At 38.9% G+C, this 15293-nt stretch carries 13 protein-coding genes; 3 read left to right on the top strand and 10 right to left on the bottom strand.

Annotated features, from left to right (window positions below; all coding sequences use genetic code 11):
• Positions 1-101: 101 nt before the first annotated feature.
• Positions 102-794, bottom strand: a complete 693-nt coding sequence (locus tag BMX34_RS04380) for an MgtC/SapB family protein (RefSeq protein WP_092571206.1) — start codon at positions 792-794, stop codon at positions 102-104.
• Between the two features lie 232 nt (positions 795-1026).
• On the opposite strand from BMX34_RS04380, the gene BMX34_RS04375 reads away from it, so the two are divergent.
• On the top strand, positions 1027-1488 hold the full coding sequence (locus BMX34_RS04375; protein WP_159428847.1) for a GNAT family N-acetyltransferase: 462 nt from the start codon (positions 1027-1029) through the stop codon (positions 1486-1488).
• 326 nt (positions 1489-1814) lie between these two features.
• Here BMX34_RS04375 and BMX34_RS04370 read toward each other — a convergent pair whose 3' ends face one another.
• The 5 genes from BMX34_RS04370 to BMX34_RS04350 all read right to left on the bottom strand — a co-directional run bounded on the left by BMX34_RS04370 (position 1815) and on the right by BMX34_RS04350 (position 5755).
• The gene (locus BMX34_RS04370) at positions 1815-2255 is read right to left on the bottom strand and encodes a DUF2188 domain-containing protein (protein ID WP_092571193.1); all 441 of its coding nucleotides are present in this window, start codon (positions 2253-2255) and stop codon (positions 1815-1817) included.
• Between the two features lie 100 nt (positions 2256-2355).
• Positions 2356-3858, bottom strand: a complete 1503-nt coding sequence (locus BMX34_RS04365; RefSeq protein ID WP_092571191.1) for a PTS transporter subunit EIIC — start codon at positions 3856-3858, stop codon at positions 2356-2358.
• A 12-nt stretch (positions 3859-3870) separates the two neighbouring features.
• Entirely contained in the window at positions 3871-4566 is a 696-nt protein-coding gene (locus BMX34_RS04360; RefSeq protein WP_092571189.1) for an N-acetylmannosamine-6-phosphate 2-epimerase, read from the bottom strand.
• Positions 4559-5392, bottom strand: a complete 834-nt coding sequence (locus BMX34_RS04355; protein WP_092571187.1) for a MurR/RpiR family transcriptional regulator — start codon at positions 5390-5392, stop codon at positions 4559-4561. Before BMX34_RS04355 ends, BMX34_RS04360 begins: the two co-directional genes overlap by 8 nt.
• A gap of 162 nt (positions 5393-5554) precedes the next feature.
• Positions 5555-5755: a CsbD family protein gene (locus tag BMX34_RS04350; protein WP_092571185.1), complete on the bottom strand. Its 201-nt coding sequence runs from the start codon at positions 5753-5755 to the stop codon at positions 5555-5557.
• A gap of 348 nt (positions 5756-6103) precedes the next feature.
• Between BMX34_RS04350 and BMX34_RS04345 the strand changes: the two genes are divergently transcribed.
• Positions 6104-8131 (top strand): M13-type metalloendopeptidase, encoded by a 2028-nt coding sequence (locus tag BMX34_RS04345; protein ID WP_092571183.1) that lies wholly within the window; start codon positions 6104-6106, stop codon positions 8129-8131.
• A gap of 375 nt (positions 8132-8506) precedes the next feature.
• Here the strand turns inward: BMX34_RS04345 and BMX34_RS04340 are convergent, their stop codons facing one another.
• A complete protein-coding gene (locus tag BMX34_RS04340) occupies positions 8507-9505 on the bottom strand; it encodes a 2-hydroxyacid dehydrogenase (RefSeq protein WP_092571181.1) in 999 nt (332 codons plus the stop codon).
• Positions 9506-9520: 15 nt separating this feature from the next.
• Positions 9521-10561 carry an AEC family transporter gene (locus BMX34_RS04335; RefSeq protein WP_092571179.1) on the bottom strand — a complete coding sequence of 347 codons (1041 nt, stop codon included), beginning with the start codon at positions 10559-10561 and terminating at the stop codon, positions 9521-9523.
• A gap of 278 nt (positions 10562-10839) precedes the next feature.
• On the opposite strand from BMX34_RS04335, the gene BMX34_RS04330 reads away from it, so the two are divergent.
• Entirely contained in the window at positions 10840-13122 is a 2283-nt protein-coding gene (locus tag BMX34_RS04330; protein ID WP_092571177.1) for an LPXTG cell wall anchor domain-containing protein, read from the top strand.
• An 80-nt stretch (positions 13123-13202) separates the two neighbouring features.
• On the opposite strand, the gene BMX34_RS04325 is transcribed toward BMX34_RS04330, so the two are convergent.
• Both BMX34_RS04325 and BMX34_RS04320 read right to left on the bottom strand, forming a co-directional pair.
• Complete coding sequence (locus BMX34_RS04325) at positions 13203-13913, bottom strand: transaldolase (protein WP_092571175.1); 711 nt, start codon at positions 13911-13913, stop codon at positions 13203-13205.
• 9 nt (positions 13914-13922) lie between these two features.
• Positions 13923-15281 carry a PTS ascorbate transporter subunit IIC gene (locus BMX34_RS04320; protein ID WP_092571173.1) on the bottom strand — a complete coding sequence of 453 codons (1359 nt, stop codon included), beginning with the start codon at positions 15279-15281 and terminating at the stop codon, positions 13923-13925.
• Between the last annotated feature and the right edge of the window lie 12 nt (positions 15282-15293).

Below are 15293 nucleotides of genomic sequence, written 5' to 3'. Positions count from 1 at the left end.
TTTATTGATCGATGTCTATCAAATCTTTTAGACAAGGCCATTTTTTCGTCAAAAATTCCCTGTCAAACTTTTTTGACAGGGCTATAAATGGTGATTTAATGCTATTTCGAAGGTCCATCCTCAAATAATAATTGACTCCCTTTAAGTTGATTAAATTCGCTGATAAATTTTTCTACATTGACTTCTAGCGGAAATTCTAACTCGATGAGATAAGCCTGATCCGACTTATGCGTCGAACAGGGTCGTATTTTATTAATCGTAATCAGAGAGTCATTGATAAAGGCGATGGCTTGATTAAAACTATCTATGTCTTGGGTTTGGAGAATAAATTGTTCATAAGGCGATCGATCTTTAAGTCGATGTTTAACCTTTTGCAAATAGACGAGAGTGATAATCAATATGATCGCAACCACTAAGGCGACCTCATAGAAACCAATGCCCACCGCTAAACCTAAACAGGCTGACGACCACAAACCGGCTGCTGTGGTTAATCCTTTGACCTTATCGCGATTGGTAATCAGAATCATCCCAGCGCCAAGAAAGCCGATACCACTGACCACTTGAGCACCCATCCGACTCGGATCCACTCCTGGATAGAATTTGGCGACAAATTGATTGGTCATCATTACCATGGCTGAAGTGACACTGACGAGGATATAAGTTCGCATCCCGGCCGGTTGATTATTTAAACCACGCTCAAAACCAATTAAACCACCCAGAATCATGGCCATCAAACAGCGAATCAAAATGGTTATAAAATTTAATTCTTCAAAGTTAATCGCTGGTATCTTCATTTAATCCCTCCTCTCTGTCAAACATCCGTTTTCCTTGATTCTATTATAGCGTAAAGCTATGCTTTTCTATAGATATGTTGTCTTGGGTATGATTTAACCAAGATTTTTACCAAATCCGCTATTGACTGAGAATCTAGTTAAAGAATAAGCTCTGATGAATAATTTGTGCAAATCTGTTGGATAAAAGGATTCATCCTTAGAAATGACAAATTGACCATAGAAAGGAATGCTAATGCTATATATTATTCGAAAAGGAGATTCAGTACCTTCTCATTTGTTAGTAGCTATTGAAGCCATCGATTGGCCAGCTGGAACTTATGTAGCCGATATTTTGCGTCAGCAATCGATGGCGCCCTCCGATTATTACTTCATATTAAGTCAAGATAGCCCCGATGCTAATAAAAAAGACCAACTGGTGGCCTTCGCCGCTTATGTCGAACAAGATATTATTGCCGATCCAGCCATTTGTCCTTGTATTGCTACTGTCTATGTTGAGCCTAGTTTCCGTCAACGCGGCTTAAGTCGAGACCTCGTTCACTTAGTCGAGCTCCACGCCAAAGCCCAGAATCAGCAAGACTTATATATTAACACTCAACATCAAGGTTTATACGAGCCTCTGGGCTATCAGCAGTTTGACTGCCAGATTGACACCAAGGGCCGAACAATTTATCTCTATCATAAAACACTGTATTAGATTAGAATAGTGCTAGCCCGAAAGCCAGACTTTTTGGTGTTTAGAAAATAGACAAACCGAATATTTACCGGCGACCCGACCTTTATAGGTCTATGTTTCCCCTAAAGTAATGCGATCCATAATTGTCTAGCTAAAACTTGCCAGACAATTGGGCTGAATCAATGGGGAAATTTCATCGGTAAATATTCGGCTATTTGTGTTTCTATTTTATCGGCCTTCTTCCAAAGGATAGGAGGTGATAATCATTCAGATTCATTTTTGTCTTCTCTAATTCATGGTGACCACTAAACACTGACATCTCATGACTTCAACACTCATCCTAAAACTTATTTTTCATTTTGTTTCTTGCCTTCTTTGGTATAAGGTACCACTTTAGATTCTTTATTCTTAGCTATTTCTTTAGCCCGTTTAATCGCCTCAGCCTTACTAGCAAAACTGTCAGAAGCTCTTTTCGCTTTCTTAGTCTTAACTTTCCACTGGTCATCTTCAAAATAAACTTCAACATCTTCATCTAATAAATCAGGATTGGTCGAATCACGGTCATGTTTATCTCTTTTAGAAGGATTCGCTTCTGCTTTAAGCTCCTTCAATTCTTTATCAGTCGCCTTGGCAAACCACTTCTTTCCTTCAGCAATGGCAATGGGGATGGCCCGATCTTCATCGTAACCATTGGCTAAGAGGGCATTGGCAATATCAATCATCTTCTTCCGCTCTAAGGTTTCGAAATTCTTAAACGATGGCGGATAATCTTGCATATTCCATGGCATACGTCTCACCCTTTCTATTGAAATTATAACATGCATCTACTGCCAACCCTATTAAAGCGAATTAAAAAACCAGCCCCGTCAAGGGACTGGTCAATAAATTCTATTCTTCATGACCAAGGATTTGATTAATTTCCTGGCTATATAAATCTGACTTGCCACCGAAGACTGCTTGAATTCCATTAGCAACGTCGACAACTGCCGTAGCTCCAAGTTGTTTCAACTTAGTCTTATCAACTTGCTGGGTGTCCACCACGGATACCCGCAGCCGTGTGGCACAAGCAGTTACATTTTCAATATTTGTTGCTTGACCCAAAGCCGCAATGATTTCTTGAGCTCTTTGACTTAAATCTGTCGATGATTGTTCGGTTCCAGATTCAAATTCACCCACATTCAACTCCATACCAGGTACGGCTACTTTGAATCGTTTGACTAAATACCTAAAAATAAAATAATAAACCAGTGCCCAAATAATTCCGACCGGCAGAACGCGCAACCAATGAGTTTGCGCTTGACCTTGCAAAGGTCCAAAAATAGTAAAGTCAATCAGTCCACCAGAGAAAGTATTACCAATTCGGATTTGCAATAAATCGGCTACCAAGAAAGAGACACCATCTAAGAAAGCGTGAATGACGTATAACCAAGGTGCTGCAAATAAGAAAGAAAATTCAATCGGTTCGGTAATCCCAGTTAAGAATGAGGTGAGTGCACTAGACATATAAAATCCGGCATTGGCTTTGCGATTTTCTTTAGGAATAGCATGATACATCCCTAAACATGCAGCAGGCAGACCAAACATCATTGTAGCAAAACGCCCAGCAAAAAAACGCGTTCCATAAGTGAACAATCCGCTAAAGTTTGGATCCGCAAGTTGAGCGAAATAGATATTTTGAGCACCCGAAACTGTTTGTCCCGCCACCGTTTCTACCCCACCTAAGGATGTATACCAGAATAATGGATAGATGGTATGGTGTAAACCTACGGCTCCTGTAAGCCGTAAAAAAAATCCATATAGGAAAGAACCCAAGCTACCCATTCGAGCAATTTGTTCACCCAAGACTACTAAGAGATTTTGAATGGGGGGCCAGATTAAATAGAAGATACTACCTAATACAATGGCTGATAACGATGAAACAATCGGAATAAATCGTGATCCGCCAAAGAAACCTAAAAATTGTGGTAGCTCAATTTTACGATAGCGATTATGTAAATAAGTTACCGTCAACCCAATGACCAAAGCACCAAGAACACCAGTATCAATTGTCGCGTCAGCGTCAGAATACAACTGCAAAAGTGAACTAATAGTTGCTGTAAAGACTAGAAAAGCAACTCCAGCCGACAGACCCGCAGTTCCTTTGTCACCTTTAGCCAGTCCCACAGCAATACCAATAGAGAAGATCAATGGTAAATTGGCAAAGACCGCATTCCCGGCTCCAGCCATTACTGCAAATACGGACTGAATCCATTCTGCCCCTAAAAAGGGGAAGGCAGCAATAGCAGCATCATTTGATAAAGCAGCTCCCAGACCGAGTAATAGCCCTGCTACCGGCAAAATTGCAATCGGGAGCATAAACGCTTGGCCTAACTTCGAGAATTTTTTAAACATATGCTTTCCTCCTTATCCTTCTAATCCTTTAATAAAACGTTGAGCAATTTCTTTAGGTCGAGTAATCGCCCCACCGACAACGATTCCAGTCGCCCCGAGTTCTTTCATTTTTCGCGCCTGTTCAGGATAATGAATCTTTCCTTCAGCAATGACGGGAATTCCTTCAGCCACTAAATTTTTTACCAATTCAAAGTCAGGCTGATCTGATTGACGACTATAGTTGGTATAACCAGAAAGTGTCGTTCCAACAAAATCAATACCTGCTTGATAAGCTGCCAAGCCTTCATTAAAGGTCGATATATCTGCCATAAATAACTGGTCAGGATATTTAGCTTTAATCTGTTGGATAAATGCTTCAATGCTCAAACCATCATACCGGGGTCGCTGTGTACAATCTAAAGCAATCACTTCAACTCCAGTTTCAATGAGTTGGTCTACTTCTTTCATCGTAGCCGTAATAAAAGGTTCTTGAGGTGGATAATCACGTTTAATTATCCCAATCATCGGCAGATCTACTTGCTGACGAATGGCTAAAATATCACGCACTGAGTTGGCTCGCAATGCAACTGCTCCTGCTTCTTGAGCTGCCAGAGCCATATAAGGCATCAAACCTTGACCTTCTTCTATATATAGAGGTTCTCCTGGCAAGGCCTGACATGACACAATCAAACCTTTTTTTATAACATCTATAAAATCCTGTTTATTCATCTTTATTATCCACTCCTTTTTCTATCGCAAATAAAGTATCTAGGAAAACTTTTCCTCGTTGGACTCGGTCGAGGTCCATAATATAATCATAAATAATATCAATCACCATCAAGATGGGTAATTGGGGCGAGATTCGATTGCCAAAATTTAAATTCGCCAGACTGGCACAATTCAGAATCACCTGAATTTGATCATCATAAAGCGGTTTGGCTTTAGAAGTAATCAATAGGGTTTTGGCCCCTTGGCTAGCAGCTTGTTTTAACGATTTTAGTACAGAAAAAGTCTCACCAGAAATTGAAAAACCAATGACTAGACAGGTCGAATTCAGTACAACTTGATTCATTGCCATCATTTCAGGATCAGTAATCGCATCAACCGTCAATCCTAAACGCATTAAGCGATAACGCGTCTCTTGGGCAGCGTAACCAGAACTTCCAATTCCATAAATATATATTCTTTGCGTTTCAGAGATGAGTTGAGCAATATGTTTCAGTTGTTCTTCCTTCATCAAACTATAGGTTTTATTAATAATTTCAGAATAATCCTTTAAAACATTCTCAATCGCCAACGCATTATTCTGATAATTGGGTTGATCCTTCTGTCGGTATGCAAAGATAAATTCCCGATAACCCTGATAGCCACACTTCTGGGCAAATCGAGTCAGTGAAGCTTCCGAAACATGGAGAGTTTGAGCGATAGATTTGGCAGAATAATCTGATGACTCTGTCGGCGGCTGAATAAAATACTGAGCAATGACTTTCTCTGTCTCAGTAAATGAAGGATAGAGCGACTCGATTACTGGCACTAAGCTATCTTTAATTTCCATCTCAATCTCCTTTTCTTTAACAAACTAAATAACCTCAACCGCTTACAAATATTTTATTGGAAATTGTTTAGATTTTCAATATTAATATATTTTCAGAAAGTACTTTCAATAAACAAATCAAAAAAACCAGCCCCGTCAAGGGACTGGTCCATTCACTTTAACTTATTTCTTTTCAGAAAGTCCGTCTACAAAACCTTTAGCTGCGTTTGAAGCATCTTCGATAACTTCTTTCGCTTTACCTTTGGCTTTTTGAGTAGCACCTTCTGCTTTTAATTTTTCGTTATCTGTTACTTTTCCGACAGTTTCTTTGACTGAACCAGAAACTTTATCAAACATTGAGCTTTTTTTCTTTTCTTCTGACATGAGTAATTCCCCCTCTTTATTTGATAAGTATATTATAAACCAGATAGAGGCAGATGTATAATGATATGATTTATATACGAATTCCTAAACAAGATATTCTGAGTTAGACCCAAATTACTGATAAATAGACACTAAATGATATTTGGATTAAATTTTCCGGTAATTATAATGAAAAAGTTAATCTATTGCTAAAAGCTATATGGATATAATTATTACTTATAGGACTTATCATTGCAGTTTATGGATTTATAGCTTATACTCTTGTTAGCGTTTCCATCAGGGATTGTTGTAGGTATATGGGTATCTATTTTTCTTGGTTGAGACGAAATTATCGAGAGGAGTTATGGAATGAGTCATAAGAAATTTAATTTTGTTGGAGCTTCAATGGTAGCAATTCTGGCCTTAGGTGTTGGCGTACAAAGCGCCCCAATTATTTGGCAAAGTCCTATCGTTCTAGCTCAAGAAGAAGAAGCGAGCACTGAGATTCCAGATTATAAGGAAGATTTCTTTGAGGCTGTCAATAAAGAATATTTAGATAATATGGAAATGGCTGCTGACGAAGTCGCTATCGGAGTCAATGATGAATTAGATGAAATTGTTGATGAACGTTTGAAGACCATCTTAGGAGATCTTAAAGATGGTAAAGTTGAACCTCAAAACGAAGAAGAACAACAAATGATGAATTACTATGATTTAGCCTATGATTTCGATCGTCGTGAAGAAGAAGGCGCTGAACCGGTTAAACCATATTTAGAAAAGATTGAATCGCTAGAATCTGCTGAAGATTTAGCTGATCGTTTAGGTGAATGGATTGAAGAAGACCTGCCATTACCTTTCTATGTGTATAGTTCACCAGGTTTGGAAGATCCTAAAACCAATGAATTAATGATCGCATCTGGTAGCTTAATCTTGCCAGATACTTCTTATTATGATGAAGGTAATGAAGATGCGCCTGAATTACTTAAAGTTTACCGTGAATCAGGCGAAAAAATCTTAGTTGCTATGGGATACAGCGAAGAAGAAGCAGCTAAACATCTAGAAAATACTCTTAATTTCGATGCTTTGATGGCTGAATACCGTACGCCAAGTGAAGAACGTCCTAAATATAGTGACAATATCTTCTCAATTTCTGTGGAAGATGCACAAGGCATGACCGATAGTTTCAAATTATTATCAGCTTTAGAAAATATTATCGGTACAAAAGTTGAAAAGATTAATATCGATGATAAATCATTCTCTGGTGGTCTTGCTGATATGATGGGTGAAGAACACTTTGAAGAATTGAAATCATGGATGTTAGTTAAACAAGCCATCGCAGCTGCTCCATATTTAACCGAAGAACTTCGTTTATTACAAGCTGAATATGGAATGGCTCAACGTGGTATTGAAGAACCAACACCTCAAGATAAAGCCGCTTACAAAGAAATTATCTACCAATTCTATGATGTTATCGGTAATGCTTATGGTAAAGAATACTTCGGTGAAGAAGCTCGTAAAGAAGTTGAAGATATTACCTATGATATTATTGATATGTACAAAGAACGCCTAAATAATAATGAATGGCTAAGCCCAGAAACCCGTAAAAAAGCCATCGAAAAATTAGACAAGATGGATGTTATGGTCGGATATGGTGATGAATATAATAAGAATACCCCTGACTATAAAGTAGACCCAGAAAAATCATTCTTTGATGGTATTAAAGGAATTAATAAGGTCGATGTGGTAAATGATTTGAAAGATTATGACCAACCTGTGGCCGAAAACCAATGGGGAATGGAACCATTCGCTGTCAATGCGTATTATAGCTCAACTTCAAACTTAATTTGCTTACCTGCAGGTATCTTGCAAGCACCATTCTACGATAAAGATCAAACAGATAGCCAAAACTACGGTGGGGTAGGTAATGTGGTTGGTCACGAACTGACTCACGCTTTCGACCCAAGTGGTGCAGAATTCAATGCCGATGGTGCATTCGAAAACTGGTGGACTGAAGAAGACTACGCTGCCTATGAAGACCGCACTAAAGTGATGATTGATCAATATGATGGCTATGAAATCTATGATGGCCAAGTTGACGGTGAACAAACTTTAGCTGAGAATATTGCCGATAATGGTGGTATGTCCGTAGCTTTAGAAGGTTTGAAACGTAAAGGAGATCCTAACTACAAAGAATTCTTTGAATCTTATGCTCGCACCTGGGCCATTAAACTTCGTCCTGAATTTGGTAAGATGAGACTAGTCACTGACGAACATGCTCCAGCCGAAACACGGACAAATATCCCAGTGCAAAACTTTGAAGAATTCTATGAAACCTATGGTGTACAAGAGGGCGATCCAATGTACATGGCACCTGCTGATCGCATGATTTTCTGGTAAACTTTCACAATAAGTTAGCTCGTCCAAGAATTATCCCTATTGACAATATAACGTTCATAACTTTACCTACAATTCAAGTCTAGTCCTTGAATTTATCGATGTAGCTAACTTGTTTGAGAGCCACCCTCTATTGCAAAGAGTGGTTAACCTGTTCGCTTGGCGGGCAGGTTTTTTGATGCGTTTCTATTTATGGTTCACGTTGGCAACCATAAACTCGTAACATTGAATGGTTAGTCATTCTATTTTAATTCATTTACCTATATATCAAATAAACAGTAAACAAAAAGAGACCCCTAAAGTTGGACTAGAAAATCCGACTTTAGAGGGTCTTTCCGCATTTAATTTAAAGCCTACTGCTTTTATTAAGCTTTTATTTTATAATTCATTTTCTGAGCTTCCCTTAGTTAAGACATCGTTGAAATTATCATAAGAAATCTCAATCATGTTGGTCAAAGCTTCATCCGTATTAGACCCAACGTGAGGTGTTAATAGGACTCGTGGGTATAAATTCATCAAGTCAAGCACATCTTGACGAGGGACTGGGTTAGCTTGATCAAATTTCTTGAAGAAGACATCACTTTCGCCAGGAAGCACATCGGCAGCAAAACCGTAAAGTTTATTGTTCTTAATCGCATCAATAATCGCTTGGTTATCTTGCAATTCGCCGCGGGCGGTGTTAATTAGAATCGCGTCATCTTTCATTTTGCTGATAAATTCCCGATTGATCATGCCTTCATTTTCCCCTTTAATTAATGGGACATGAAGCGAGACAATATCTGATTGAGCTAATAGGTCGTCTAGTTCCACAAATTCAACCACTTCTTTAGCAGCCTCAGATTGAAACACATCATAACCTAGGACTTTGGCTCCTAAACCTTTAAATAATTTGGCTTCGGTTAATCCAATTCGACCGGTACCAATAACACCTACTGTACAATTCCGCACTTCACGACTAAACATCCGCGGGGTTACTCGGAAATCTTGATTGATTGAAGTATTGTGTGCGGTGTACTGTACATTGCGCAATAAGGTCATCCCTAGAGTGAGAGACAATTCGGCAATGGCATTAGGTGAATAACCAGGAACTCGTGCTACTTTCATACCCAAACGCTTAGCTTCTTCAACATCGATATGATTAAAGCCAACCGTCCGCGTAAAGACATATTGAATCCCATATTCTTCGAACTTAGCTAAATTTTGCGCATCAGCAATACAATTACCACGAAGTAGAACTGCATCGTGACCTTCAGCTGTGGCAACATTCTCATGATTTAAATATTCTGAATACAAAGTCAAATCATAATCATATTTGTTCAATTTATTGAAGAATTCAACTTCATTCTCCCGTACACCATAACATGCAATCTTAAACATTCTATCGCACCCTTTCTATAATATGCCTGTTTGACTAATAATTTCTAAAATTACAATCCAAAGTGGAATCATGATTACTGCGGCTAAGGTTGACAATAAAGAAGCATTGGAAGCTAAGACAGCATCCTTATCAAAATTAATGGCATAAGCGGCTGCAACGGTAGCAGTTGGGGTTGCCATCATAATGACTGTGGTTGCTAAGCTAGTTGGATTGAAATGTAAGAGCCCCGTCCCATGTAATAGATAAATGCCTAGAATGTTAATCACTGGCACAGCGATAATTTTCATCACCGTATAATACCAGGCTGTGCGGTTGGAAGCTGCTTGTGAGAACTTCAGACTGCCCAAAGTGGCCCCGATCGATAACCAAGCTAACGGTGAAGATAATTTAGCCAAATATTCTAAAGGTTTATATAACCAAGGGGCGGTCGCATCAATCCGCAAGAATGCCACGGCTCCATCAGCAGTCTGAACTTGTGGCAGTTGGTCTTGGAAGAGCCAGATGAATAAGCCACCAAAGGTCGCTAAGACAATTGGATTTAAGAACATGGTTTTGACATTCTTCTTATCCATTTTCAATCCAGACATAGCAATGAAACCATAAGAGTATAAAAAGATACGATAACCAATATTAAAGATATTGGCATAGATTACCCCTTCATCACCATAAATCGCCGAAATAATTGGAATCCCGAAGAAAGTCGTTGAACCAAAGATGGTCAAGATTTCTAGCGTGGTCTTGCGATCGCCTTCATACTTCAAATAGAAGATCTTTGTCACAAAGATTAAGACGATGTAAATCAAGATCCCCCAAATCAGCACACTCATTCCTTGTTGGAGTTGTTCCTGATTGATTGGTTTCATAAAAGCATTGAAAGCCAATGCAGGTAAAGCAACCGTCAAGACTACCTTAGACAAAATCTTGCTCACTGCTTCAGAAAAAATCTCGCGCTTCCGACAATAGTAACCGACCAAAATAACAAAGACGGTCGAAGTAATGGCACTGACCACATTCATGTCGGTCAGCGTCTGCTCAAAAATATTCAATAAGTCCATAAGAAAAATCCTCTCATTGATGAAAACTCATCATAAAATTTACTGGTAGATTATAACATAAAAAGTTAGTTGTTTTCATCACAAAGTTAATTTAATACGTTTTCATAGAATTATCATGAAAATATTTTGCTATAGACTGGTTGTAACCCAAACATATCAACCATAACAATCGTTAGGGAAATTTACAAAACTTTTACATTTCTCTACTCCAAATTTACATAAATTAAAAAATTAGCCCTTATAATGAAAGTAAATCTAGCCAAAAAGGAGTTAATGAAATGCGCAAATTTCCTATCACTGCTGCAAGTCTACTATTATCATCAATGACGTTAGTTGGCTTAACGGCTAACCAATCTGTCGAAGCTAAGACAGTAGAAGAAGTCCAAGCCATGATAGATCAGGCCCCTGAAGGATCGGTTCACACTACCGTGAATGAGAATGGTGAAAACGAAGTTGAAAATACCGGTGATTATTATAATGCCGATGCCGACCCCCTTAAACTTGCTGACCAAGGTCAACTCGCTGAAGACCCTACCGTTCCTAGCGAAGAACGAATTGTTACCGGTGAATTTCATAATCATACCAATCAATCGAACGACGCCTCTGAGAAATATATGACTTTAGAAAATGTGTTGAATGCAGGATTTCGTGAAGATTTAGATCAATTACCTGAAGAAGCTTATCCTAACCTGGATTATGGTCAAGCCTTCGATTATTATATGTCGCAGGATCATTTCCGCAAATCTCCTCGCGATATTAATGGCGATCCGCTGGTCAAAGATGGGAACGGATATGAAAAGCCAACCTGGAAAACCATCCAATCTCAAATTGATAAATATAATGAGCTTAAAGCCCAAGGAAAATATAGCGGTAAAATCTACTATCCTGGTTTTGAATGGGACTTATTCGGCCTGGACCATGTTACTGTAGGTATTATCGAAGATTCAACTAACCGAGTACCCCTGGATGCGATCCGTCATTTCGAATGGTTATATTCATACGATACTCCTACTTCCGCTTTTACGGATAATGAATTGGAAGTCTTCGGGCCAAGAGACAATGTGAAGGCTGATAAGACGAATGCTTATGATGGCCTCCGTTGGTTACAAAAATACTACCCTCATTCATTCTTCTTAGTCAACCACCCTTCCCGACACAATGGCGGGGGCGGTGAAGTTCGGGTCGAAGATATTCGCGATATGTTGAACGTTGCCCCCGACATCGTTGCTGGCTTAGAAGGGATGCCTGGAAATCAAATGGGAGGCGACCGTGGTGAAATGCGAGATATCTATGGGGGCGCCGACCTGATGATTGCCAAAGTTGGAGGCGTCTGGGATTCCCTGCTTGGTGAAGGTCGTCAATTTTACAACTATGCAAATTCTGATTTCCACTTTAAGATTTCGTCGAATGGAATCTACTCTTCAGGCTATTGGCCATCAGAATATTCCCGCAATTATACTAAGGTTTCAGGCAACACCTTCCAGGATATCTCTGAAGGATTAAAGATAGGAAACTCTTGGTCAGTCTATGGCGATCTTATCTCTGGCTTAGAATTCTATGTGGAAGCAGATGGCAAAAAGGTTGAAATGGGCGGTACACTTGAAGTTGCTAAAGACACTTTGGCAAACCTCACCATTCGCTTCAAAGATACACAAAAGAATAATTATAAGCCCCTCTCTGCTGATCACCGATCAAATGTAAGTAATCATCCCATTTTAGACCATATTGATTTAATTGTAGGTAATATCTTTGGCGAAATGGCAGACAAAACTACTGCAGAAAACCCAACCACCCGGATTGCCAGACGATTTGATCAGACAAATTGGTCTCAAGCAGATGCTGACGGTTGGCACACAATCAAAGTTCCTTTCATTATTAATCAAGATATGTATATGCGTCTTCGAGGAACCAATCATGGCCTTGGTGTAGCTGGAGAGACCGACCAAGATGGCAATCCACTTCTCGATGAAGAACTGAAGAAACCAATGTCTGCCAATGAAGCGACCTACGATTGGAGTCATCCGACCGAGGAATACAAGAAACAAATGATGGCGCATTTCAACCGGATTAACGATCGCAATTACAGTGATCTATGGTTCTACGCTAACCCGATTCGTCTCATGGTAGCAGATAGCACCTACACCATTCCTAAAGAATATGAAGCGATTGTCAAGAATTTAGTCAAGGACCCTAGCTCGATCAACCAAGTTGAGAATGATATTGCAAACAATACCCCAACGATTCCACAACCCGAGAAACCGGAGATTGATCCTGAGCTCCCTGATCAATCCGGAGATAAAGATAATCAAGCTCCCGATAAAAATACAGATGCCAACCAAGAGATTGATGACACAGATAAAACCACAAATGATACTGAAAAAGAAAATATTTCCACAATAAAAGATAACAGTCTCCCTCAAATTTCAAATGCTTCTGATATAAATATCCAAGCTGCTGGTAGCTTACCAGAAACCGGTGAACAAGATCCAAGCCTTATCTTCACTGGCGCAGCCCTATCTATTATCGCCGGACTTGGATTAATTAAAAGTCGGAAACCGTAGGTTGATATCTTAATAAACCAAAAAAGCGATAACTTTCTCATTATGAGTAAAGTTATCGTTTTTTTGTGTGCCCAGTGAAACTACAAAATTGAGAAACCTAAGCTTTGACTATCTTTTAAGAACATTTGTACTGTTTCCAATGAATATTCCTCTAAGTCTTTATTTCTTAAAGACAGTTTTTTAATGATCGAAGGTGTACAAGTAATGATATGAACCCCTAAATCATTGGCCTGATAGACATTTAAAACTTCCCTTGGACTCGCCCACAGTAATTCAATCGAGGATTTCTCCGCACAAATATTTAAAGCTTCTTTCATCAGGGGTTCTGGATCGATCCCCGTATCAGCAATTCTTCCTGCAAACACAGAAACTATGGACGGTGTCTGATTGCTAAGTGCCTTTACTGTATCTGCTACTTGTTGAGTGGTAAATATTGCTGTAACGTTTATCTTAATTCCCTTCTCTGATAGTTCTTTAATGAGCGTTAAAGTACTCTCCCCTTTTGAATTAGTAATTGGAATCTTCACATAGACATTATCTCCCAAGCTAGATAAACGCAAAGCCTCTTCTTTCATTACCGAAATATCATCAGAAAAAACCTCGAACGAAACCGGATATTCTTTAATTTGAGCTAAGACTTTTTGAGCAAAATCTAGATAACTAGTAACTCCAGCTTTTTTCATTAAGCTGGGATTGGTAGTAAAGCCAGTAACAATTCCGCCATTTAAATCTTCGATCATTTCATCAATATTTGCACCATCAGAAAAAATCTTAATAGCTAGCTCTTCCATTTTCTCCTCCTATTGTTGATTATTAATCGCATCTACAGACTTATTGGTAAAAGAAGGAATTATTAGGACTAGCATCAATACTACGATCAAGCCATAAACTCCAATGGATTGAGCTAATTGTCCTAGTCGACCTAAAATAATTCCGATAACACCAAAGTCAACATCACCGAAGGTTGTATTGCTAAAACCTAAATTCCCTAGAACAGGTAGGAGCAAAGCAGGTAGAAAAGATAACAATAATCCATTAACAAAAGAACCAAAAATAGCACCTTTGCGTCCGCCTGTAGCATTCCCAAAGATACCTGCGGTTGCTCCACAGAAGAAATGTGGTACCATACCTGGAATGATTAAGACGCCTCCAATGGCTCCCAGAATCAACATACCAATCACACCGCCGAAAAAGCTAAAGGCGAAACCAATAATAACGGCAGTAGGGGCATAAGGGAAAAAGACGGCACAATCCACAGCAGGAACTGCATTAGGAATTAGTTTCGTACTTACACCTTCAAATGCTGGAATTAAATCCGCTAAAATCATTCTGACCCCCGCGTATACAATCGCTACCCCAACTGCAAATTTTAATCCCGATAAAATCGCAAAGATAATAAAATTTTGTCCGCCTGATAAGCTGGTAACGAATTCTGAACCCGCAGCTATGGCAGCAATGATATAAAAAATCACCATAATTATTGCAGTTGAAATTGTGGTATTTCTGAGAAAATTCCATTTTTCGGATACTTTAATTTCTTCGGTATTTAAACTATTAGAACCTACCAATGATCCTATCCAAGCAGAAAGATAATAACCTAATGAACCAAAATGGCCCATTGCAATTTCATCTCCATCTGTTACTTTCAGTGTATATTTCTGACCAATGGCTGGTGAAATTGCTGACCAGGCACCTAAGATAAATCCACCAATAAGAATTAAAACAAATCCTTTAAAATTTAATGCTCCTAAGACGGCCGACAATAAACAAGCCATAAAAAAACTATGATGACCGGTCAAAAATATATATTTATATTTAGTAAATCGTGCAATTAATAAATTAAAAATTAGTCCTACTACTAAAATAGACATGGTTTCAACACCCAATACTTCTTGAGCAACTGATGTAACAGCTTCATTATTGGGTACGACCCCTGTAATATGGAATCCAGTCTCAATCATTTGAGACAAAGGGTCTAAATTTGCGACAATAACACCCGCTCCAGCTGATAACATTAAATAACCTAGAATGGGCCCTAAAGTACCCGTAAGAATTTTATGTGCTGGAGATTTCAATGCAATTAGACCAAAACAAGAGATCAATCCCATCAAGAATGCAGGCTCACTTAAGATATCTTTCAAAAAATCTAAAAATACCATTTCTTTATCCTC

Source organism: Ignavigranum ruoffiae (assembly GCF_900110675.1).
GTDB classification, from domain to species: Bacteria; Bacillota; Bacilli; order Lactobacillales; family Aerococcaceae; genus Ignavigranum; species Ignavigranum ruoffiae.
Note: the sequence above shows the minus strand (reverse complement) of the source record. Positions and strands in the feature narration are given on the sequence as shown.